Origin of the sequence: Clostridium sp. AM34-9AC (assembly GCF_003480225.1) — a bacterium.
Lineage (GTDB): Bacteria > Bacillota > Clostridia > Lachnospirales > Lachnospiraceae > Acetatifactor > Acetatifactor acetigignens.
In genome coordinates this window covers 1-23,115 of sequence record NZ_QUIU01000033.1, presented here as the reverse complement: position 1 = coordinate 23,115, position 23,115 = coordinate 1, and the positions used below count along the sequence as shown (strand labels likewise).

At 45.0% G+C, this 23,115-nt stretch carries 20 protein-coding genes; 19 read left to right on the top strand and 1 reads right to left on the bottom strand.

Annotated features, from left to right (window positions below; all coding sequences use genetic code 11):
• The first annotated feature begins 20 nt into the window (after nucleotides 1-20).
• Nucleotides 21-608, top strand: a complete 588-nt coding sequence (gene hisB / locus DW835_RS15980) for an imidazoleglycerol-phosphate dehydratase HisB (RefSeq protein WP_118669108.1) — start codon at nucleotides 21-23, stop codon at nucleotides 606-608.
• A 56-nt stretch (nucleotides 609-664) separates the two neighbouring features.
• Complete coding sequence (gene hisIE / locus DW835_RS15975) at nucleotides 665-1,951, top strand: bifunctional phosphoribosyl-AMP cyclohydrolase/phosphoribosyl-ATP diphosphatase HisIE (RefSeq protein ID WP_117465687.1); 1,287 nt, start codon at nucleotides 665-667, stop codon at nucleotides 1,949-1,951.
• Here hisIE and DW835_RS15970 read toward each other — a convergent pair.
• On the bottom strand, nucleotides 1,929-2,228 hold the full coding sequence (locus DW835_RS15970; protein WP_117465686.1) for a hypothetical protein: 300 nt from the start codon (nucleotides 2,226-2,228) through the stop codon (nucleotides 1,929-1,931). The two genes, hisIE and DW835_RS15970, sit on opposite strands and share 23 nt — an antisense overlap.
• 199 nt (nucleotides 2,229-2,427) lie before the next feature.
• On the opposite strand from DW835_RS15970, the gene DW835_RS15965 reads away from it, so the two are divergent.
• The 17 genes from DW835_RS15965 (at nucleotide 2,428) to DW835_RS15890 (ending at nucleotide 23,104) form a co-directional block, all read left to right on the top strand.
• Nucleotides 2,428-3,378, top strand: coding sequence for a MoxR family ATPase (locus tag DW835_RS15965; RefSeq protein WP_118731417.1), 951 nt, complete (start codon nucleotides 2,428-2,430; stop codon nucleotides 3,376-3,378).
• On the top strand, nucleotides 3,375-4,511 hold the full coding sequence (locus DW835_RS15960) for a DUF58 domain-containing protein (protein WP_022313523.1): 1,137 nt from the start codon (nucleotides 3,375-3,377) through the stop codon (nucleotides 4,509-4,511). Before DW835_RS15965 ends, DW835_RS15960 begins: the two co-directional genes overlap by 4 nt.
• A 26-nt stretch (nucleotides 4,512-4,537) precedes the next feature.
• The gene (locus DW835_RS15955) at nucleotides 4,538-5,731 is read left to right on the top strand and encodes a hypothetical protein (RefSeq protein ID WP_118669106.1); all 1,194 of its coding nucleotides are present in this window, start codon (nucleotides 4,538-4,540) and stop codon (nucleotides 5,729-5,731) included.
• Nucleotides 5,732-5,753: 22 nt separating this feature from the next.
• The gene (locus DW835_RS15950; RefSeq protein WP_118669105.1) at nucleotides 5,754-7,628 is read left to right on the top strand and encodes a TIGR03960 family B12-binding radical SAM protein; all 1,875 of its coding nucleotides are present in this window, start codon (nucleotides 5,754-5,756) and stop codon (nucleotides 7,626-7,628) included.
• Nucleotides 7,629-7,734: 106 nt separating this feature from the next.
• Nucleotides 7,735-8,466, top strand: coding sequence for a TIGR03936 family radical SAM-associated protein (locus DW835_RS15945; protein ID WP_118669104.1), 732 nt, complete (start codon nucleotides 7,735-7,737; stop codon nucleotides 8,464-8,466).
• Nucleotides 8,463-9,569 (top strand): ribonuclease E/G, encoded by a 1,107-nt coding sequence (locus tag DW835_RS15940; protein WP_118669103.1) that lies wholly within the window; start codon nucleotides 8,463-8,465, stop codon nucleotides 9,567-9,569. Before DW835_RS15945 ends, DW835_RS15940 begins: the two co-directional genes overlap by 4 nt.
• A gap of 370 nt (nucleotides 9,570-9,939) precedes the next feature.
• Nucleotides 9,940-10,518 (top strand): TetR/AcrR family transcriptional regulator, encoded by a 579-nt coding sequence (locus DW835_RS15935; protein WP_118669102.1) that lies wholly within the window; start codon nucleotides 9,940-9,942, stop codon nucleotides 10,516-10,518.
• Nucleotides 10,519-10,574: 56 nt separating this feature from the next.
• Complete coding sequence (locus DW835_RS15930) at nucleotides 10,575-13,019, top strand: glycoside hydrolase family 2 TIM barrel-domain containing protein (protein ID WP_118669101.1); 2,445 nt, start codon at nucleotides 10,575-10,577, stop codon at nucleotides 13,017-13,019.
• 76 nt (nucleotides 13,020-13,095) lie between these two features.
• Nucleotides 13,096-14,454: a glycoside-pentoside-hexuronide (GPH):cation symporter gene (locus tag DW835_RS15925; RefSeq protein ID WP_118669100.1), complete on the top strand. Its 1,359-nt coding sequence runs from the start codon at nucleotides 13,096-13,098 to the stop codon at nucleotides 14,452-14,454.
• 3 nt (nucleotides 14,455-14,457) lie between these two features.
• Nucleotides 14,458-16,860, top strand: coding sequence for an alpha-galactosidase (locus DW835_RS15920; RefSeq protein WP_118669099.1), 2,403 nt, complete (start codon nucleotides 14,458-14,460; stop codon nucleotides 16,858-16,860).
• Nucleotides 16,861-17,277: 417 nt separating this feature from the next.
• Nucleotides 17,278-17,991 (top strand): LytTR family DNA-binding domain-containing protein, encoded by a 714-nt coding sequence (locus tag DW835_RS15915; RefSeq protein ID WP_118669794.1) that lies wholly within the window; start codon nucleotides 17,278-17,280, stop codon nucleotides 17,989-17,991.
• Nucleotides 17,988-19,358, top strand: coding sequence for a GHKL domain-containing protein (locus tag DW835_RS15910; RefSeq protein ID WP_118669793.1), 1,371 nt, complete (start codon nucleotides 17,988-17,990; stop codon nucleotides 19,356-19,358). Before DW835_RS15915 ends, DW835_RS15910 begins: the two co-directional genes overlap by 4 nt.
• Before the next feature lie 288 nt (nucleotides 19,359-19,646).
• Nucleotides 19,647-20,426: a FlxA-like family protein gene (locus DW835_RS15905; RefSeq protein WP_118669764.1), complete on the top strand. Its 780-nt coding sequence runs from the start codon at nucleotides 19,647-19,649 to the stop codon at nucleotides 20,424-20,426.
• 21 nt (nucleotides 20,427-20,447) lie between these two features.
• Nucleotides 20,448-21,203 carry a flagellar filament capping protein FliD gene (gene fliD / locus DW835_RS18530; protein ID WP_243029158.1) on the top strand — a complete coding sequence of 252 codons (756 nt, stop codon included), beginning with the start codon at nucleotides 20,448-20,450 and terminating at the stop codon, nucleotides 21,201-21,203.
• A gap of 29 nt (nucleotides 21,204-21,232) precedes the next feature.
• Nucleotides 21,233-22,132 carry a hypothetical protein gene (locus tag DW835_RS15895; RefSeq protein ID WP_008118603.1) on the top strand — a complete coding sequence of 300 codons (900 nt, stop codon included), beginning with the start codon at nucleotides 21,233-21,235 and terminating at the stop codon, nucleotides 22,130-22,132.
• The gene (locus DW835_RS18525; protein WP_243037220.1) at nucleotides 22,122-22,289 is read left to right on the top strand and encodes a hypothetical protein; all 168 of its coding nucleotides are present in this window, start codon (nucleotides 22,122-22,124) and stop codon (nucleotides 22,287-22,289) included. The genes DW835_RS15895 and DW835_RS18525 overlap by 11 nt, the downstream gene beginning before the upstream one ends.
• 62 nt (nucleotides 22,290-22,351) lie before the next feature.
• The gene (locus DW835_RS15890; protein WP_242993531.1) at nucleotides 22,352-23,104 is read left to right on the top strand and encodes a hypothetical protein; all 753 of its coding nucleotides are present in this window, start codon (nucleotides 22,352-22,354) and stop codon (nucleotides 23,102-23,104) included.
• Nucleotides 23,105-23,115 lie beyond the last annotated feature (11 nt).

Below are 23,115 nucleotides of genomic sequence, written 5' to 3'. Positions count from 1 at the left end.
GAAAGGAGTCATCGGATATTATGGAACGAATTGCAACTGTGACCCGTACAACGAAAGAGACCGACATTGCCATCACCTTAAATCTGGACGGCACCGGAAAAGCGGATCTGTCTACCGGCATCGGATTTTTTGACCATATGCTGGACGGCTTTGCGAGGCACGGCTTTTTTGACCTGGAATGCAAGGTGAAGGGCGATCTGCAGGTGGACGGTCACCACACGGTGGAGGATACCGGCATTGTCTTCGGTGAAGCTATCAAAAAAACGGTAGGAGACAAGAAGGGCATCAATCGTTACGGCTATTTTATTCTGCCTATGGATGAGGTACTAGCTTTGTGCGCCGTTGACTTAAGCGGCCGGCCTTATCTTAATTTTGAATGTGAATTTACTGTACCGAAGGTAGGTGAACTGGATACGGAGCTGGTAAAGGAATTTTTCTATGCCGTATCCTACAGTGCCGGAATGAACTTACATATCAAAATGTTGTCTCCGGGCAATAATCACCATATGATCGAAGCCATGTTCAAGGCATTTGCCAAGGCGCTGGATCAGGCCGTTTCCTATAATCCGAAGGTAACGGATGTTTTAAGTACCAAAGGAAGTCTGTAAAAAATACGTGCCTGCGGCCATAGGCTTTGCAGGTATAGAAAGACGTGAGGATTACTATGATCATCAAGAAATTTGTTCCCTGCATTTATTTATATCATGAGCATGCGGTGCGGAATCTTACGGATACCACCATCGTGGATACGGATCCCGTCCGTCTGGCAGATTATTACTGTGAGCACAATGCGGATGAGCTGATCGTTTTCGATATGTCCGAAGGTGACGCGGAGCATGATGCCGCACTGGATATCATCAAGGAGATCTGTACCAGGGCGGAAGTGGATGTCATCGGTGCCGGCAATGTCAAGCGTATGGAGGACATTAAGAAATTACTTTATGCCGGATGTAAAAAAGCAGTTCTCGACTATGAGAAAGAGAGTAATATTGAGATTACCGAAGAGGTCTCTCTGAAATTCGGTAAGGACAAGATTCTGATCTCTTACAACGACCCGTCCGTTCTGGAATTACATAAGGAGAAGATTGAGAAATATATCTCTGCCATGATCCTGATGAACCCTCATCAGATCCGGGAGACTCAGGCCATTCTTTCCCTTCCGTTTTTCGTGCAGATCAATCAGGTGGCATTGAATAAATTGCTGGAGATTTTTGCTTATGAGAATGTCTGTGGTGTCACCGGCAATACGATAAATGACAATGTGAAAGAGATCGTAGCCCTGAAGGATCTGTGCCGGGAGAACGATATTCCCATTGAATCCTTCCAGGCTGCCTACAAGTGGGAAGATTTCAAAAAGAACAGTGACGGCATGGTACCCGTTATCGTACAGGATTACCGGACACAGGAAGTTCTGATGATGGCTTATATGAATGAGGAAGCCTATGAGCAGACCCTGAAGCTGGGCAAGATGACCTACTACAGCAGAAGCCGTCAGGAATTATGGCTGAAAGGTCTGACCAGCGGTCATTACCAGTATGTGAAGGAACTGGTGGCGGACTGTGATATGGATACAATCCTTGCGAAGGTATCTCAAGTGGGCGCTGCCTGCCATACCGGAAGCAGAAGCTGCTTCTTCAACGAGATCACGAAAAAGGATTATGAGGAAAGCAACAATCCCTTACAGGTATTCGAGGAAGTCTTCGATGTGATCAAGGACCGCAAGGTCCACCCCAAGGAGGGTTCCTATACCAATTACCTGTTCGACAAGGGCATTGACAAGATTCTCAAGAAACTGGGCGAGGAGGCAACTGAGATTGTGATCGCCGCCAAAAATCCCAACCCCAATGAGGTCAAATATGAGATCAGTGATTTCCTGTATCATATGATGGTCCTGATGGCAGAAAAAGATGTCACCTGGGAAGAGATCACTACAGAGCTTGCGAACCGTTAACTGCAGTTTCCACCCAGGTCTCCAGATAAGTGCCGTAATCTACATCGGTGACATAATGCAGCACCTGATCCATGGAGATCCCGGCAAAGCATTTGCCTTTTTGATCCAGCAATATGATCGTCAATAATAATACTCCGGCCAGAGCAAGGCGGATTTTGAACGTACCGGTATCGGAAGATGCGGCAGGTTCCGAATCGTTTTGCTCTGGCCGTATTTCTGCCTGTCTGCGCATCTGCTGTAAGAGTTCTTCCTTATGTCTGTGATCATGTTTTTCCATGCTCTTTTACATTCCTTTCTGGTATCTGCAATCTTCGCAGTTCATATTTATGTGCCTTTTGGTACTGGCAGAACTTAATTTTATAAGGTATAATGATAACTATTCAGAGCCATGTAAGCACTTCATAAGCAAAAAGGTAACTCTGAAAGAGTTTTTTGCGAATAAAGTTCTGAATAGTTTTAGTAATTTAGGAGAAATTATGGCTGAACAAAACGGAAAAGAATTAGCATCCAGAATACAAAACAATATTCAAAAAGTCCTGGTCGGAAAAGAGGAAGTGACAGAACTTCTTCTGACGGCCTTAATCGCTGACGGACATGTACTATTAGAGGATGTCCCCGGCACCGGCAAAACGAAGCTGGCCAAGGCACTGGCAAAATCTTTAAATGCCCGGTTTTCCCGGGTGCAGTTTACCCCGGATCTGTTGCCCGGTGACATTACCGGCATCAATGTCTATGACAGACAGAAGAATGAATTCACCCTGCGAAAGGGGCCGGTATTTACCAATATTTTACTTGCAGACGAATTGAACCGTGCCACCCCCAGAACCCAGGCAGGACTGTTGGAATGTATGGAAGAGCGTCAGGTAACCATCGAGGGTGTCTCTTATACACCGGGCGAACCCTTCTTTGTCATTGCCACAGAGAATCCCATCGAAAGTGCCGGCGTATTTCCTCTGCCGGAAGCGCAGTTAGACCGTTTCCTTATGAAACTGTCCATGAACCTTCCCACCAAAGAAGAGGAACTGAGGATTCTGGAATTGTACATGGAGGAAGATCCCCTGAAAAGCCTGACTGCCGTGGTCTCTCTGGAGGAACTTCTGGCTGCCCGGGCAGAGGCTGCAAAGATTTTTGTGCATCCCTGCATCCGGGAATATATGGTACAGATTGCAGAAGCCACCAGACGGGCAGACGGTATTCTGGCAGGCGTCAGTACCAGAGGAACCCTTGGGCTTTTACGCTGTGTCAAAGCCTATGCTTATCTGCAGGGACGTTCCTATGTGATCCCGGATGACGTTCGTACGCTGGCTGTTCCGGTGCTGGCCCACAGACTGGTATGCAGCTTCGGTTCCGATACCGGCTCCGCAGCAGGCAGAATGGAAAACATCCTTTCCAACGTTCCTGTTCCCACAGAAAGGTTTGAGCCATGATACAACTGCTGGGAATCATTGTATTTGCCCTGCTTCTGTATCTGGGGCAGAAATATGTATACGCCAAAATATGGCAGCGGGATCTGAAGGTTTCCCTTTCTTTCCGGGAGGATGGCATCTGGGAAGGACAGGAGAGCGAGCTGTCGGAGATCATTGAGAATCGCAAACGGCTGCCCCTTACCATGTTGAAGGTCAAATTCCAGACTGACAGACATCTGGTGTTTGCCGATACCAAAGGCTCCCGGACCACGGATCGCTATTACCGCAATGATATTTTCCAGATCGGACGTCTGGAGAAGGTCACCAGAGCACTGCACTTTACCGGCGGAAGAAGAGGTTATTACACCATACAGGAGGCGGATCTTGTTGCGTCCGATCTATTCCTGACAGCACAGTATACGGCTACGACACCCATCGAACACTGCAGTCTCTATGTGTACCCGAAGCCCTTTTCCCATCCGGATTTTAAACGGTCTTTAAAACAGTTAAACGGAGAAGTTCTGACAAAACGACATCTTTTGGAAGACCCTTTCGAATACCGGGGCATTCGGGATTACCAACCACAGGATGACTTAAAAAGCATCAACTGGAAAGCCACGGCCCGTACCGGGGATCTGAAGGTAAACCAGAAAAATTATACCTCCCAGAAATCCGTTCGGATTTTTGTGAACTTAGAGGACACCGGTATTCTGAAAAAAGAGGACTGCGTGGAAGCCTGCCTGCAGATTGCCACGGCACTGTTATTGCTGTTTCTGGAACAGGGGATGCAGGTTGCCCTGTATTGCAACGGTATTGACACAATCAGCGGAGACCCCTGTATTCTGGAAGCCGGCGGCGGAGTCAGACAGCGGAATGTCTGTCTGCAGACGCTTGCAAGAATCGATACGGCTAAACCGGTACAGTCTTTTTCCGAGCTGTTTGCCGCCCGTATGTCCGATGCGTCCAATGCGCTCTATACCTGCTTTGTATCACCCAATGCCTATGAAGACTTTGCAGCATTACTTCTGCAATATCAGGAAAAACACCCGGATATGAAATGGTTTTATCCTTATTCCGAAAGTACACCTCCTGATCCCGGGGAAGCGTTAAAGTCTTTGATCACTTTTATCTCCCTACGGGAAGAAAGCGTCTGAATGTGAAAGAAATTTTGACTGATCTAATGAATCAATTATGTTTTTATCCCCTGGCGCTGACTGCGTCCACGTTGTTGGCCGCGCTGGCTCCGGCGAGCCGTCCGTCCCTGGCTTTGTGGATGCTCGGGGCGCTGCCGGTGTTTTTTCTGTATTACGCCAGAAAACGCTGTAAGCATCTGTCGGTATTGCTCCTTCTGCACGGACTGGTACTGGCATGTTTTTATATCATTCCGGCAGCCAACGGCGTAAACCGTGGTATCCGGCTGTTGGTAGGTGCAGGCTTTGTGATCTATTCCCTCTGGCTGCGTTTTCGGACGGAGAACTTTGCTTCCGATCCGCTGCCTCTGCCGTTAGCCGCCGGAATTGCCTTTTTGTGTCTTTTTCTGCAGCATTATCAGGGAAACAACGTCTGGGATCTCTATTATCGTATGAGTCTGATCCTGGTGTTTTTATTGTATGCTGTCATTTTGTTTTTGCAGTCCTATGAGGATTTCCTTACGGTAAACAGGCTGAGTACCGGCAAGATCCCGTTTCAGGAGATTTTTCGTTCCGGTCTCCACAGCACCGCAGCCTTCGTGCTGTTATCGGGGCTTCTGCTCCTGGCAGTGTCACAGTTTGCCTGGTTAAAGCCCTTTTTGCGGTTACTGCGAAACGGTCTGGTTGCGATTCTTCGTTTCCTGTTCGGACTGCTCCCCATGGATTCCGGGACAGAAGCGGTAGTGGTGGAACAGCAGGCAGGCGGTGGCGATATGCCTCCCATGGAAGCGGAAAATCCTTTTATTTTATGGGTCATTCTGGAATATGTGGCCATGATCGCACTTCTGATCGTCTGCGTATTTCTGCTGTACCGCGGAATTCAAAAGCTGATCACATTTCTCAGGGACAGAATGCAGTTTTCCCTCCCCGGCACTGTTTCTGAACAGCCGGAGAGCATGGACAAGCGGGAACACCTGGAGGCTGCCCCGGAAAATACTGCCGCAAAGCAGAAGCAGAAATGGTTTTCTTTTGCTTTCTTAGATGCCGGCCAGAAGATAAGGCGGATGTATCAGAAAAAAATAAATGCCAGCGGGCTTGCAAAGATGAGCCTGCCATTTTATACTGCTAGAGATGCCGAAAAATCGCTGGATGTGGAAGGAATGGCTGAAATCTATGAAAAAGCCCGTTATTCCGATGTCCCCTGCACAGACGGAGATGTCCGGCAGATGAAAAATTATATGTAAAAATCAATAACCTGAGGTAAATATGAACGAAAAGTTAGCGTTAAATGATGATATTCTGATGAAGATCGAAAAACCGGCCCGCTACATCGGCAACGAAGTCAATGCCGTAGTGAAGGACAGGGACAGCATTGATGTCCGTTTCTGTATGTGCTTCCCGGATGTCTACGAGATCGGTATGTCCCACCTGGGAATCCAGATCCTGTATGGCATGCTCAATTCCTGGGATGATGTCTGGTGTGAGCGTGTGTATTCTCCCTGGGTGGATCTGGATGAAATTATGCGTAAGGAGAACATTCCGCTGTTTGCCCTGGAGAGTCAGGATCCGATAAAAGACTTCGACTTTTTGGGAATCACCATTCAGTACGAAATGTGTTATACGAATATTCTGCAGGTTCTGGATCTGGCGGGGATCCCGTTGCTTGCCACCGAACGTGGAGAGGACTGTCCCATCGTTATCGGCGGCGGTCCCTGCACCTATAATCCTGAGCCCATTGCCGATTTCTTTGATATTTTCTATATCGGAGAAGGCGAGACCCAGTACCGGCCGCTGATCGATCTCTATAAGAAATGCCGGACGGAGAAGACAGGCAGAGAAGAATTCTTACGCCGGGTGGCAAAGCTGCCGGGAATGTATGTGCCCCGGTTCTATGAGACCACTTACCATGAAAATGGCACCATTGCTTCCTTTCGACCTACGGAAGAGGGAATTCCCGCAAGGATCCGCAAAGAGCTGGTAACGGATATGACCGACAGCTTTTATCCTATGAAGCCGGTAGTTCCTTATATCAAAGTCACACAGGACAGAGTCGTTCTGGAGATTCAGAGAGGCTGTATCCGCGGCTGTCGTTTCTGTCAGGCAGGACAGCTGTATCGTCCCGTCAGAGAAAGGGATGTGGAAGTTCTGAAAAAGTACGCCATGGAAATGTTGAAAAACACCGGTCATGAGGAGATTTCCTTAAGTTCCTTAAGTTCCAGCGATTACAGCAAGCTGCCGGAGCTGATTGACTTCCTGATTGAAGAGTGTGATAAGAGACATATCAATATCTCCCTGCCGTCTTTACGTATCGATGCCTTTTCTCTGGATGTCATGAGCAAAGTACAGGATGTGAAGAAATCCAGTCTGACCTTTGCGCCGGAAGCCGGCAGCCAGAGACTGCGGGATGTCATCAATAAAGGACTCACTGAAGAAGTGATCTTACAGGGTTCCGCCCTTGCCTTCGAAGGCGGCTGGACCAGAGTCAAACTGTACTTCATGCTGGGACATCCCACGGAAACCGAAGAGGATATCCGGGGAATCGCTGAGCTTTCCAACAAAATTGCGGCCACTTTCTTCGATACGGTGCCGAAGGAGAAACGTGTCAACGGCAGAGTGCAGATTGTTACCAGTACCTCTTTCTTCGTGCCGAAGCCCTTTACGCCATTCCAGTGGGCGCCCCAGTGTACCAAGGAAGAGTTCGTGGAAAAGGCATATCTGACCAGAAAGGCCATTTCCGAGCAGCTGAACCAGAAGAGCATCAAGTACAACTGGCACGAAGCGGATGTCAGCGTTCTGGAGGGTGTTCTGGCCAGAGGTGACAGAAAATTGTCCCAGGTGCTTTTATATGTCTATAACAAGGGCTGCTTCTACGATGCCTGGAGTGAGTATTTCCACAACGATGTCTGGATGGAAGCTTTTGAAGCCTGTGGTCTGGATCCGGATTTCTATTCCCACAGAGAACGGCCTCTGGACGAGATCCTGCCCTGGGATTTCCTGGACTGCGGTGTATCCAGAGCCTTTCTGGAGAGAGAATGGCAGAAAGCGAAAAACGAGACGATCTCACCGAACTGCAAACAGGCATGTCAGGGCTGCGGTGCCGCCAGATTCGGCTGCGGTATCTGTGTGGAGCCCAGAGGATGATTGTAAGGGGCATGCTTTTGTGACACATTATAGAGTGTAGAAAAATACGAAGAAAGGGAAATTTCAGGTCTTTCACGGAAGGCCTCATAGAAATCTGACAGAAATTATGAAGTTAAGAATCAAATTCAGAAAATACGGACCGGTACGTTTCATTGGCCATCTGGATGTAATGCGCTTCTTCCAGAAAGCCAACCGCAGAGCAGAACTGGATGTGGCATACACCGGCGGCTTCAGCCCGCATCAGATCATGTCCTTCGCCGCACCCTTAGGCGTGGGACTGACCAGCAACGGAGAATATATGGACCTGGAAGTGCATTCCCTGACCTCCTGTGAGGATGTAATGCAGCGGTTGAATGCCGCTTCCGTACCGGGAATCGAGATTACTTCGGTGAAAATTCTGCCGGACAAGGCCGGCAATGCCATGGCCAGCGTTGCTGCCGCCGGATATACGGTAGCTTTCCGGGAGGGCAGAGGGCCTCATTTTGATCTGGGCTCCGCGGTGGATCGTTTTCTTGCAAAAGATGAGATCCTCATTACCAAAGAGACAAAAAAGGGAAGCCGGGAGATCAATTTAAAAGAAGGTATCTATGAGATGAAGGTGGTGGAGTCCGAAAAGCTTTATCTGCTGGTGGATGCCTCCAGTGCCGGAAATATCAAACCCATTCAGGTCATTGAAGCATTATTTTCCGAAAATGGTGAGACCCTGCAGGAAAATGCCCTTCTGGTCAACAGAGAAGAGACCTATCTGAGAAACGAAACAGACGCCCTTCTCCCCCTGGATGCCATAGGTTTCGACAGTGAGGAAGCTTACAGGGCAGCTTCCGGTGACACGGAATGAGCCGCAGTCTCACCGGCGGACGACCGGCCAGAGAAAAAGAAGTAAATCAGATCCGTAAATCCACGGATTGCACGGAGGGAAAACTGATCTTCACCTGTCTGCGGGAACGCAGGGCAGCTCTGCTTGTCAATGCCCGGGGCGTGGCTGCTATACGCGTACTGCGGTCAGATGCCAGTAAGATCGGTGGCATCTATCTGGGGAAAATACAGAATGTGGCAAAAAATATTGATGCCTGCTTCGTGGAGATCCTGCCCGGAGAATTGTGCTTTCTACCCCTGCGGGAAGCAGGTGCGGCGTATCTGACCAATCGTAAGGCAGACGGTACCTTGAAAGCTGGAGACGAGCTGGTAGTCATGGTCACCAGAGATGCCCAGAAGACAAAGCGTGCCTCCGCCACTGCGGATCCTGCCCGGATGAAGCAGCTGCTTTGTAAAAACGGGAGCACCCCTGAGAACGCTTCTGAAGCCCTTCAGAGCCTTTGGGAGCAGGCAGACCATAAAGTGTACTTCACCTGCCTTTTGAAGCCTTCTGAGGCCGTTTACGAGGTCCTGGAGCAGATGGCGGATCCTTCGGAATATTCTGAGATCCTTACCGATGATCCTCAGATCTATCGTCAGCTGTCGGAAGGAGATCACCCTTTATTAAAACAAAAGTCCATTCGGTTCTACGATGATCCAGCGATCTCTTTACGCCTGCTGTATTCTCTGGAGCGCGGCATGGAGGAAGCACTGGATACGAGAGTCTGGTTAAAATGCGGAGGGTATCTCGTCATCGAGCCTACGGAGGCCATGACGGTGATCGATGTCAATTCCGGTAAAAACGAAGCGAAAAAAGCAGGAGAGGACACCTATTATCAGGTAAACCTGGAGGCTGCCGGAGAAGTAGCCAGACAGCTGCGCCTGCGGAATCTGTCCGGTATCATCATTGTGGACTTCATCAATATGGCGGAAAAGGAACGGCAGAAGGAGTTACTGGAGACATTAAAGAATCTGACCGCAGGGGATCCCCAGCATCCCCGCATCGTGGATATGACGCCTTTAGGATTGGTGGAGATCACCCGCAAAAAATCTCATCCCACGCTGGCAGAACAATTCAAGAGATAATAAAATTAAACGCTTCCACCCATACCGACGGACCTGGAATCCCCATTATTGCCGCCAGTACCAAAACACTGCCGGAGGATATTGCAGCGGCCAGAAATGCAGGAATCAACGAGTATCTTTCCAAACCGCTGCATCCAAGAGCATTGTACCGCATCATGAAAAACTATTTATAGACTCTGTCATTCACCAGTCAACCGTTTTGTTGGCTGGTTTTTTTGTTATATTTCACAATTCTCGGAAACTCTTTTTGGCAAAAACGTTTCTTGAATTTTTTTTTCAAAAATGCTACCCTGTTTTTATAGGAAACCACAATTTACTTTTCAGTTTCCATACTGTAATTACAATCTTACCGAACGGAGGAATAGAAGCGATGGATACCACAGAAGGTCTGCAAAAAAATATTCTCGACGCCACCCTGCGTGTCTTCGATCAAAAAGGGCTGAAATTCACAATGGATGATCTGGCGAAGGAACTCTCGATCAGCAAGAAAACCATCTATACCGTGTACGATGATAAAGAAGCACTGTTTCTTGCCATGGTAGATTATATCTTTGACTCCATCAAGGAAAGCGAGCAGATGATCCTGACCGATCCTTCCCTCGGTGTAGTGGAAAAACTGCACCGCATCCTGGGAGTGCTGCCGGAAGGTTATCAGAATATCGATCTTCGAAAATTATATTCCCTCCGGGACAAATACCCGAAGATCTACCAGAAGGTAGAACTCAGACTTTCCACTGGCTGGGAGCCTACAATCCAGCTGATCGAGATGGGCATGGCTGAGGGCAGCATCCGCCCGGTTCCCATCTGTCTGGTGAAAATGATGTTAGAAGCTTCCATTGAGCAGTTCTTCCAGAGAGATATTCTCTCTCGAAATCAGCTGACTTATGCAGATGCCCTGAAGGAAGTTGTGGAAATCCTCATGTATGGCATCGTACAGAGATCAGAATGAGGCAATGGAATAATCCAGAATTAATCCATAATATCCCAAAGAAAGAGGAACGAACCATGAATCAGAAAATCTATTTAAGCGAAGACTGGCTTTTTAACGAGAACTTTCAGGAGGGGATGACTGCAACAGAATATCCGGAAGAGACCCTGCAGCCCGTCCGAATTCCTCATACCTGTAAGGAGACCCCGTTTCACTATTTTGACGAATCTCTCTACCAGATGGTCAGCGGCTACAGACGCCATCTGCATATTCCGACCGAATGGCAGGGCAAGCGGATCCTGCTCACCTTCGAAGGGGCCGGTCATGACAGTACCGTCTATCTCAACGGCAGCAAGGTTGGAGAGCACCATTGCGGCTACACCGCCTTTACTGTAGATTTGTCGGCATATGCGAACTACGGACAGGACAATGTGCTGTGTGTCCGGTTGGACAGCAGAGAAGACTTAAATGTGCCTCCCTTCGGTTACGTGATCGATTATATGACCTACGGCGGCATCTACCGGGATGTGTATCTCGAAGTAAAAGATCAGATTGCCCTTGAGGATATTTTCGTACACACGCTGATCACACCGGATGAGGCTCAGGTAACTTCTGAAATCACTTTTTATGAAGTTGCGAAAGACCTTAATGTCAGACAATATTATATGTTAAAGAGCGATGCTGTAATGTCGGGTGTGGTATCAGATGTAACATCAGATAATGACTGGCAGTTTCTCTGCGAACAGAATGTCCCCACAGGCACTACGGCTGAGACCCCGTTTCGTATTCAGGGAACGATTCCACATCCTTTTTTGTGGGATACCGAACACCCTCATCTTTATCTGTTAAAGACCCAGCTCTGGCAGGGAGAACAGCTTCTGGACGAAGCAGAGGTTACCTTCGGTATCAGGGATGCAGTTTTTAAAAAAGACGGCTTTTACCTCAATGGCAAAAAACTGCGGATCCGGGGTCTGAACCGCCATCAGAGTTATCCTTATGTAGGCTATGCCATGCCGGAGAGCATGCAAAAACTGGATGCGGATCTGTTAAAAAGAGAGCTGGGGCTGAATGCCGTGCGGACTTCCCACTATCCCCAGAGTCATTATTTTCTGGAGCGGTGCGACGAACTGGGACTTCTGGTCTTCACAGAGTTTCCCGGCTGGCAGCATATTGGAGATGACACCTGGAAAGCACAGGCGGTGGTCAATGCAGAGGACATGATCCGTCAGTACCGCAATCATCCTTCGATTATTTTGTGGGGTGTACGGATCAATGAATCCCCGGATGATGATCCGTTTTACGAAAAGACCAATGCCGTGGCACATAAGCTGGATCCCACGAGACCTACCGGCGGTGTCCGGGCTATTAAGAAAAGCCATCTGTTGGAGGACGTCTATACTTATAACGATTTTCTGCACGACGGCGAGACTCCCGGCTGTGACCCGAAGAAAAAGGTCACTTCCGATACCGACAAGCCTTACCTGATCAGCGAATACAACGGACACATGTATCCCACAAAAGCCTTCGATAATGAGGAACGCCGCAGTGAACATGCGATCCGCCATGCCAACGTACTGGATGCCGTAGCGGAGCAGGAGGATATCGCCGGAAGCTTCGGCTGGTGTATGTTCGACTACAATACCCATAAGGACTTCGGAAGCGGTGACCGGATCTGTTATCACGGTGTCATGGATATGTTCCGTAATCCGAAGCTCGCAGCTTCCGTTTATGCCTGTGAACAGGATGAGATCCCCGTGCTTCAGATCACCTCCTCCATGGATATCGGAGAGCATCCCGGCTGCAACCGCGGAAACCTGTATATTTTGTCCAATGCCGACAGTGTGAGAATGTATAAAAACGACCGTTTTATCAAGGAATACCGGCCAGAAATGTCCCCTTATAAGCATTTAAAGCACGGTCCCATTCTCATCGATGACTTTATCGGTGATGCTTTGGAGAAGAACGAACGGTTCCGTCCGAAACATGCGAAAGAAATGGCGGATGCCATGAATATCGTGGCCAGAGGCAGTCTGAACCATATTCCGAAGAGATTGTATCCTACCGCATTAAAGCTGGCACTGCTGTATCATATTGATTTTGCGGAGGTGACAAAGCTTTACACGAAATACATCGGTGACTGGGGCGGTACCGCCACCGTATACCGTTTTGATGCCATCAAAAACGGCAAAGTCATAAAGTCTGTCACCAAAGAGCCGGTAAATGGGATCCGGCTGCAGGCGGAAGCGGATCACACGAATCTGACAGAGCATCACAGCTACGACGTGGCACTGGTACGGATCCGGGCTGTGGATGCCCACGGCAATGTGCTTCCTTTTTATCAGGAGCCGGTACGGATCACCGCGGAAGGTGACATTGCCATCATCGGACCTGACACCATTGCCTTACAGGGCGGCATGGGTGGAACTTATGTTAAGAGTATGGGAAGATCCGGTCGAGGAGCTTTGCTGTTGCAGTCACAGACGGCAGGGGAAGTACGGATACCTTTTCAGATTAAGGTATAATGATTTAATGGTTTCATTTGAGAGAAAGATTTCAAAGGATTTCAAAAGATTGCATAAGAAAGGATCAGGGTTAATCATGAGTTTAAGCGAAAAAGAAAAATTTTCTTATGGACTGGGTGCGGTAGGCAAGGATATGGTATACATGCTGTCTGCCAGCTATATTTTGTATTATTATCAGGATATTTTAGGCGTGAACGCCGTAGCCATGGGTATCATTCTGCTGGTTGCAAGAGTGTTCGATGCGTTTAACGATCCCTTCATGGGCGTCATCGTGGCAAAGACCAGGACCAGATGGGGGAAGTTCCGCCCCTGGCTGATGATCGGCACAGTAACCAATGCTGTTGTTCTGTATCTGATGTTCTCGGCACCGCCTGCACTGAATGGCAATGGACTGGTAGCATATGCGGCAGTCACCTATATTCTCTGGGGCGTGACCTATACCATGATGGATATTCCCTTCTGGTCCATGATACCGGCATTTACTCACAGCGGAAAAGAGCGTGAAGGATTGTCTACGCTGGGACGTTCCTGTGCCGGTGTAGGCTCTGCCATCATCACCGTGATCACCATGCTCTGCGTTAATGCCCTGGGCGGAGGAGAAGAGCGGGTCGGTTTTTCCCGGTTCACCCTGATCATTGCCGCGCTGTTCGTGATATTTATTGCCGTTACCTGTATTAATATCAAGGAAAAATCTACGGTAGATGTGGACGCACCTTCCATCGGTCAGATGTTCAAGGCGTTAATTCAGAACGATCAGGCGATGGCAGTGGTCATTACCATCGTACTGATCAACTGCGCGGTCTATACCACCTCCAACCTGGTAATTTATTTCTTTAAATACGATTTTGGCGGAGATACCTGGTACAATTCCTATACACTGTTCAATACCTTCGGCGGAGCAGTGCAGATCCTCTCCATGATGCTTCTGTTCCCGCTGTTTCGTAAATTTATGAGCACCATCCGGATCTTCTACGTCAGCTTTCTGATGGCCATTGCGGGATATCTGGTATTGCTTGTCTTATGTTTTACCAATATGGGGAATGTATTTTTACTGTTTATTCCCGGTTTTCTGATCTTTGCCGCCAACGGTATGCTGACGGTGCTGACCACCGTATTTCTGGCAAATACCGTAGATTACGGTCAATGGAAAAATCACCGCAGAGACGAGAGTGTCATTTTCTCCATGCAGACCTTCGTGGTAAAACTGGCTTCCGGTGTAGCTGCATTAGCAGCCTCCCTGTGCCTGAACCTCTGCAACTTAAGCTCTGATACCAGTGATGCAGTGGCAACTGCAGGAGCTTCCGGAAGCTCTGTAGTGGGACTTCGTATGACGATGACACTGTTCCCCATTCTGCTCCTTGTCATTGGTGTCATTTTCTTTCATAAAAAATATAAACTGACCGAGGAGCGGTTAAAAGAGATTCAGGAGGCTTAAAGCATGATTCAGATTGTAAAAGATTCCGATACAAGACCATGGTTCTTTTTACAGACAGCCCACACAACCTATGGAATGTGGGTCATGGAGACCGGACATTTAGAACATCTGTATTACGGGGAGCGGATCACTGTGGATTCACAGGATCCTTCCTCCTGTACGCCCCTTGTCATACAGAGAGCCTTCGCTCCGGGAAACACCTGTACCTACGACAGGGAACATCCGCAGATTTCCATGGAAGATGTCTGTTTGGAGGTTGGTACGTTGGGAAAGGGAGATATCCGGGACCCCTTTTTGGAAGTCAGATTTGCTGACGGAAGTGTCACCTCTGACTTTACTTTTGATTCCTATGAAATTATTACTTTAAAGGAAAGAGAGCAGTGCCTGCAGGATTCCGGACTTCCTCACAGCTATTCGGAAGTGGGAACTGATTCCGCGGAATGCCTTCAGATTGTTTTGCAGGATGTTACGAATCATTTGGAGTTGCAGCTGTTTTATACCGTATTCGAAGAATGTGATGTCATTACCAGGAGTGCACGGCTGATCAACCATAGTGACGCATCTGTCACCTTGGATCGATGCCTCAGTGCACAGTTAGATCTGACAGAGGATTATTCCGTGATCACTCATTTCAGCGGTGCCTGGGCAAGAGAGATGCACAGAGAACAGATTTCCTTACGTTCCGGCAAATTTGTAAATGCTTCTTATACAGGAACCTCTTCGAACCGTTCGAATCCTTTTATGATCCTGGGACATAAGAACACTTGTGAGACTTTTGGCTCCTGTATCGGCTGCAATCTGATCTACAGTGGAAATCATTATGAAGCCCTTGAGAAAGACTCTTATGGGAAACTGCGCTTTGTAAGTGGGATCAATCCACAAAGTTTTTCCTGGGAGCTGACTCCGGAAGCGCACTTTGATACACCGGAGGCTGTTTTAAGTTATTCTTCGAAGGGGTATGGCAGACTCAGCCGACAGTTACATTCCTTTATCAGGGAGCATATTGTCAGGGGAGCATGGAAGAGAAGACCCCGTCCGCTTCTGTTAAACAGCTGGGAAGCATGTTATTTCAAAATCGATGAGAAGAAACTGTTACAGCTTGCCAAAGCCGGAAAAGATGTCGGTATTGAGCTGTTCGTTATGGATGACGGATGGTTTGCCGGGCGGAATGACGATACCTCCTCCCTGGGAGACTGGACCCCTGATCCGAAGAAGCTGCCCGGAGGAATTTCTTCCCTCAGTAAAAAGATCAAAGCCCTGGGGATGGATTTCGGTCTCTGGGTAGAGCCGGAGATGATCAGTGAGAAAAGTAAGCTCTATGAAGAACATCCAGACTGGGCAATGATGATTCCTGGACACCCCCATTCCGAGGGGCGCAATCAGCGCCTTTTGGATCTGTGCAATCCCGAAGTGCAACAATATGTAATAGATTCCATGACGAAGGTATTTTCCTCCGGAGACATTCGTTATGTGAAGTGGGATATGAACCGTAATTTCAGTGATATTTATTCCCCTTATCTGCCGGCTGCAAAACAGGGAGAGACGGCACATCGTTATGTGCTGGGGCTTTATCATATTATGGATGAACTGACCGCACGTTTCCCTGAGATTTTGTTTGAAGGCTGCAGTTCAGGTGGAAATCGTTTTGATCTGGGAATATTAAGTTATTTCCCACAGATCTGGGCCAGCGACAATACCGATGCCCTGTGCCGTACCGGGATTCAGAACAGTTACAGCTACGGATATCCCTTATCGGTATTTACAGCACATGTGTCATCCTGTCCAAATCATCAGACCTTAAGAATCACACCCCTTGAGACCCGTTTTCAGGTGGCCTCCTTCGGCGTCTTAGGATATGAATGCAATTTAAAGGATCTGTCCGGAAGTGATCTCAATGCGATCCGGGAACAGATTGCACTTTATAAAAATTGGCGGGATGTTTTCCAGTTTGGAACCTTTTACCGTGGAACAGAAAACGAGGATTCCGACTCGGAAACCTTATCCTGGACCTGCGTGTCCCCGGATGGCAGAAGAGCAGTGGGGCTGTTCTTCCGACGCCTGACAACTCCGAACCAATCCCATGACTGGTATCGCCCGGTGGGGTTACTTCCTGATGTGAAATATCATTTCTACGGCAGGAATATCAAATACAATCTGAAGGACTTCGGAGACCTTGTGAACACCGTTTCCCCGGTGCATATCAAGCAAGGATCCGCATTACAGGAGATTCTTTCACGATTTGTGAATATGGATGGCGAAAAAGAAGATCTGACCGCTTACGGAGATACCCTGATGCTTGCGGGTATTGCTCTGAAGCCTGCTTTCGCCGGAACCGGATATAATTCCGACACCCGACTGTTCCCGGATTTTTCCTCCCGGATGTACTTTATGGAAGCTGTGGAATAATAATGCTTTTTTATATACCGGCCTCCCCTCGTCAGGCCTGAAAATCTAATGAGGTCGGTCGGTATTGTAATAACTTGTCTGAGACGCAGCGAAGTAAATAAAATGAGCAGTATAGGAAGTCAGTAGTGTGTGAATAAACTGCTGGCTTCTTTTTTGATAGATACAGTCACGCCCAGAGGCGTGTCGGATAGTAAAGTAATAATATCAATAGGACAATATAGAAAATTCGGGGAAGCATGGTATTTCAATGAGTTTGAGATACAGTGTTTTTGCGTATTAACAGGAAGCAAATAATGCGTTATATGTGATATTCTATTTCACAACAAAAAAATGTCGGTTCACAACATGGTGGCTAGCTATTAAAAGAACTTTTCCGATATAATAAATATAATTGTATGTAAGCAAGGAAGTGACAAGATGCAAATTGCAATCTGCGATGATGAAAAGTCTATAGGATTGATATTAGAAGAAAAAATAAAGAAATTATTACCGGATGTAGTAATAGAAAAATATTTATCTGGTGATGAATTGATTGCAAGTGGTTGTGAGCCGGATATTCTATTTTTAGATATTCAGATGCCAGGAATGGATGGAATGGAAACGGCAAGGATTCTGCGTCAGAAAAATGAAAAAATGGTATTGATATTTGTAACTGCTGTGGAGGAGTATGTTTTTCAGGCATTTGATGTTGCAGCATTTCATTATTTGCTGAAACCATTTTCAGATGAAAAATTTGAGGAAGTTGTGAAATGTGCAGTCAGAAGCATTGAAAAATATTCTGAAAATCAATCGGATGAAAAATACATGATGGTGCAGTCCGGAGGAAGCCATATGAAAGTGTTTTTGAAGGATATTGTGTATGCCGAGGTATATAATCGAAAAGTCATTATCCATACACGGGATACGAATATTGAATATTATGGAAAATTGCAGGAACTGAGTGAAATTGTGGGAGCAGATTTTTTTCGTACACACAGAGCCTACCTCGTACATTTCAAATATGTTCAGAAATATGATGCAAATTGTGTGACGATGGAAAATGGAACTGCATTGATTGCAAAACAGAATTATTCTGAGTTTGTAAAACAATATTTGAAATATAATCAGAGGAAAGGAAAAGAAATCGGATGAGTTTGGTAGAAAAATGCTGGATGGTTACATCGAAAATTTCTGTTATTGCACTCCTTATGATTACAGGAATCTATTTTGGAAAATTTGTTTGTCCCTATATAAAAAAGGAAAAAGGGGCTGTGGCAGTCAGTATTGTTTATATTACGATTATGCTTGTTTTATATATGATTCCGCCACAGATTGATAATTTTTCCGCATATCTGATTGGAGTTATAGCAGCGTTTCTTGCAATGTATGTAGAGGACAGAAGAAATATATATCAGAAAATATTTCTTGCAATTACGTTCTTTTCTATCCGATGGTTAACGGTTGCAATGGCAGGCAGACTTGATGATCTTGTTACAAAAGCACTTGTATTTCGGAATATGAGTGCAGAAAAAGTGTGGTTGCAATACGGACTATATGTTGGAACCAGAGTTTTGGATATTGTACTTTGTATTGCTTTTATTGCGGTTGCAATAGGACTGATCAATAAAGCGTATATATACAAAAAAGATGAAATGAGCATCAAAGAGATGGTAATGCTTATTATACCTTCACTTGTAGGCGTCACTGGGTATGGCATTTTACAATATTATCTCATGATATACGAAAGAGATACTGGAAAGAACTTGATTGTTACATATGGATTTTATGGAGCTTTAAGCTTTTTACACTATCTGATTTCCATAGTTGCTATTCTTGTTGTGATTGTAATGTTTCAAAACTGGAAAGAGATGCAGGAAGAACAGCGGGGACAAGAGCTGGTATTAAATCAGATCAGTGACATGAAAAAGCATATCGGGGAAGTCGAAAAGTTGTATCGGGATATCCGCTCCATGCGCCATGATATGGGAAATCATATACAGACACTGGAACATCTGGTGGCACATAATAACATGGATGATGCTACAGAATACTTGGAACATCTGAAAAATGAATGGGACGAGGTATCTCCGGAAATAAAGACAGGAAGTTCGGTAATTGATGTCATTTTGATGGAAAAGTTGAGAGAAGCAAAAGAAAGGCAGATTCGGTTTCTGTCAGATTTTCATTATCCGCAGAATACGAAGTTAAATGCATTTGATTTGAGTGTGATCATGAATAATGCCTTGAATAACTGCATGGAAAATGTAAGTGGAGATGATCCGTATATCAGCATTTCTTCTTTTCGGAAAAACAGTATCTTTATGATAACCATAAAAAACAGTTTTGGGGGTCAGCTTAATTTTGGTGATAGCGATTTGCCAGAAACAACCAAATCTGGGGGGGAACATGGAATGGGTTTGAATAACATTCGCCGGGTTGCCAGAATGTATATGGGAGATATATCTTTGGAGCAGGGAAATGAGGAAGTAATCCTTAGCATTATGATGCAGGTAGAATAAAGAAATAAATTGGCACTATGTATTTTGTAAATTACAGAAATTACAGAAATATGTAGTGCTTTTTTTGCGCAGGTAGCGATGAAAATATGTTGCTTGCAACAATATTTGAGGAGCACTGCGACAGTCTGAAAAGCATTTTCAGACTGCTTCACAACGAAAAAAGGGCGGTTCACAACATCACGGTTTATTGTGAAGAAAGATATGCCGAAAGAAAAAATAAAGAGAAATCATGTTATACAGATTTTCAGGAAACGGATTTCAGAGTATTAGCTCAAGGAGGACAACGAAATGATGAAAATTAATGGATTTAACGGAACGAATACGCAGACAGGAGCAATGGGAATGGCACAGGCGAATGATTCTGTGAGTAAAAATATTCAGAATCAGATTGCAAATGCACAGCAGAAATTGCAGGACTTATCATCAAATGAAGAACTGTCATTAGAGGATAAGATGAAGAAACGTCAGGAGATACAACAGGAAATTACAAATCTCAATCAACAGTTAAGACAGCACCAGATTGAACAGAGAAAGGAACAGCAGAGTAAAAAATCATCTATGGATGATATGGTGGTTGGTACAAAAAATACATCTGCAAAGAAAGGAACAGGCTTGTCACAGGCAGGTATGCGGGCAATGATTTCCGCAGATTCATCTATGAAGCAAGCAAAAGTGCAGGGTAGTATGGCAACACAGATGGAAGGAAGAGCCGGTGTGCTTGAGTCTGAAATCAAGCAGGATGCTGGAAAAGGCAATACCGAAAAGAAAGAAGAAGAACTGGCAGATTTGCAGGCAAAAGCGCAGTCTGCAACAGTAGCACAGATGTCTTCACTTTCAGATGCAAATAAATCTATGGAAGAAGCAGCAAAGACAGACAACAGTACAGATGCAGCAGAAACAAAGAAGGATCAAACGCAGAAAGCAGAGAATACACAGGAAAATGCAGATACGGCAACAGATGCATCAGAGAATGCAGATGTTAAAACAGAAACAGCAGAAACAATAAAAAATCCAGCATCAGAAAGTGGACAGTCGGTAGTATATACACCGATCGATATACGTTTATAGTTCGGAAAGGAGGCCGGTGTTATGTCAGAAATCAAAAGTTTTAGTGATTATACAAGTAAATATAACAGCAATGTAGATTTTTCAGCGTTGTTTAGTGGAACGTCAGATAGTTCATCAGTAGGCAATACAAATATGCTTTCTGATTATGCTGCAATCAAAAATGGAAGCTATGGAAAACTTATGAAAGCATATTATGCAAAACAGGATGCTGAAAAATTATCGGGAAAAGGTGATACTTCACAAAAACTTACCTTGATGAAAACAAGTGCAGATTCTCTGAAAAAATCAGCAGATGCTTTGAATGACTCTTCTCTTTGGGAAAAAAAGAAAATAAAAAAGAAAGATGAAAAAACGGGGGAAGAGATTGAGGTAGAGGATTATGACTGGGATAAAATCACCAAGGCAGTAAAATCTTTTGTTGAAGATTATAATGATGTAGTTAAGGAAGCCGGAGAATCTAATACAAAGGATGTATTGCGAAATGCTTCATGGATGACTGGAATGACAGACAAAAACAGTAATATGCTTGCCAAAATAGGTATTACCATAGGAAAAGGAAACAAGTTGGAATTAGATGAGGATGCTTTAAAGCAGGCAGATATCAGTTCGCTGAAAACGGTCTTTACAGGATATAATTCTTTTGTAAGCAAAATATCGCAGAAAGCAACTGGTATATCGAATGCTGCAAACCGGGCGAGTGCAACCTATACAAATAATGGTACGTACTCTAAGACGGATTCTTCTTTGACATCGATCAAGATAGATAAAGAAGTATAGAAAGTGTGGACTAACTTAGGGAGGTTGCTATGAAAGTTCAAGGAAATAGGTATATTAATAATCCAGAGATGATAAAAAATAAGGTTGAGAAGAAAACAACTGTTCCTCAGAATATTATTTCGGAGGATGATGTGAAAATCAGTGATTCAGCAAGAAAGTTAGTTGAGACTGCTCGTAATAAGGTATCGGATTTTCATACAATGCATTTTTCATCTATTAATGGAGCAATAAGAGAGATACCAGCAGAATATAAATGTGAAAATTTATTCAAATTAGATTTGAAAGCAACTTCCATTTCTGGAGAACAAAGTGCGTTTGAAGGCTGTTCGGAAAATCAGTCAGAGGTTTTTGAAAAATGGCTGGACGAAAATGCTTCTGAATATTTGACAGAAGATGAAATGAAAGATTTAAAAGAGAAGATTAATGCAATGACAGCAGATGTAGATTTTTTGAATGCTCAGGAGGGATATAGAGGAACTTCCTATGAATCTGTATTTTTGTTAAGTGCAAGTGAAGCGGGGCTAAGAAAAGTAAATGAAATGTATGTTCCAGAGCAATTACAAGCAGGTTTTTCAGACATGATTGACGAATATGTTCATTTTAATGATTCGGCACGTAATTCTATCATGGAGAAAATGACACCAGATTACATGGTTGTTGGAATTGGAAGCAAAACAGAATCTTATAAGTACAAGTCAGAAATAATCTCAGATGAGACAGCTTTTTATACAAATGAGAAGAAAGAGATAAGTGGTATCTGCAATCAGTTTTTAAATGGTAAAACAGATCAAAAATTATTTTGTAATGAGATGAAAGACCGTTTAAATGATTACTATGGAAGCAGGTATGAATTAAGGAATCAGCCAGAAGCTGTTGAAGGCAGAGTAAATAATATGCTGGACAAATTGCAGCATATGTTTGGCGTTTAATGTTGAAAAAGGGTTTGGAATAATTATGAGGACAGTGACAGATGTAAACACAGTAAACCAGCTATTGACATATTCAAAACAGGCAGAGGCAGGAATACACCAAAAGGCAATACAGATGTTGCTTGGAGCAGGAAATAATAAAAACAGGACAGTTTAAGTATTTCTGATGCTGCACGAGGCTTTTCAAAGCAATCCATAGCTGCACTGATAGATAAAAATGTGAATATTTCTAATAGTGAATTGGCTTATTATTTTGCAAACTATAATAATTCAAGTGCTATTTTGGATGCAATCAATTTTGGGGAGAATGTTTCCTGTGGATATAATTCTGATTTTAAGGAGTATGGGGTTATTTCCTTTGACCTTAATGGGAGCAGACAGGTAGTACCTAATTATGCAGTACCGAAAATGAATACAAGCACCATGTCAGGTATTTGTGCTGCAAATAATTCTTTGGTATTAAGTAATAAAAATTATTATTCATGGACAACATCAAGTGGCAGTAAATATACATGGACGGTCAATAATGGAAGGATAGGCTGGGCAGCCTCGGAATCGTTGCTTGCAGAGAATACAAATCAAAAAGGAACAAATTATAAGTGGGAAATGCGCAAAGCAAGTAATATTTTATCTGATCTGGCACAGGGAAAGAGTGTGTGGGGTTATCTCTACAGTAATGAGGAAGTACTGTCAGTCTGTGAGAAAGTCGGGATTTCTCCGGGATTCTTTTCTATAGATACGGGAGCAGGAAAACACACTTATTTATTGCAGGAATCAGGAAAGACCATAAATGTTGACGCCAAGATAAAACAGTTAAATGATATAAACTGGATAGAAATCGGGTATAAAGAAGGAGATACGTTTTCCGTTTATGGTAAAGAGTATGCTATTGACAGCAGTGGGCATATCAATGTTTTGGCAGAAGATGAATTTACATCAACGGAAATTAAATATCCAAGTCGTTCAATATAATAGAAATTATT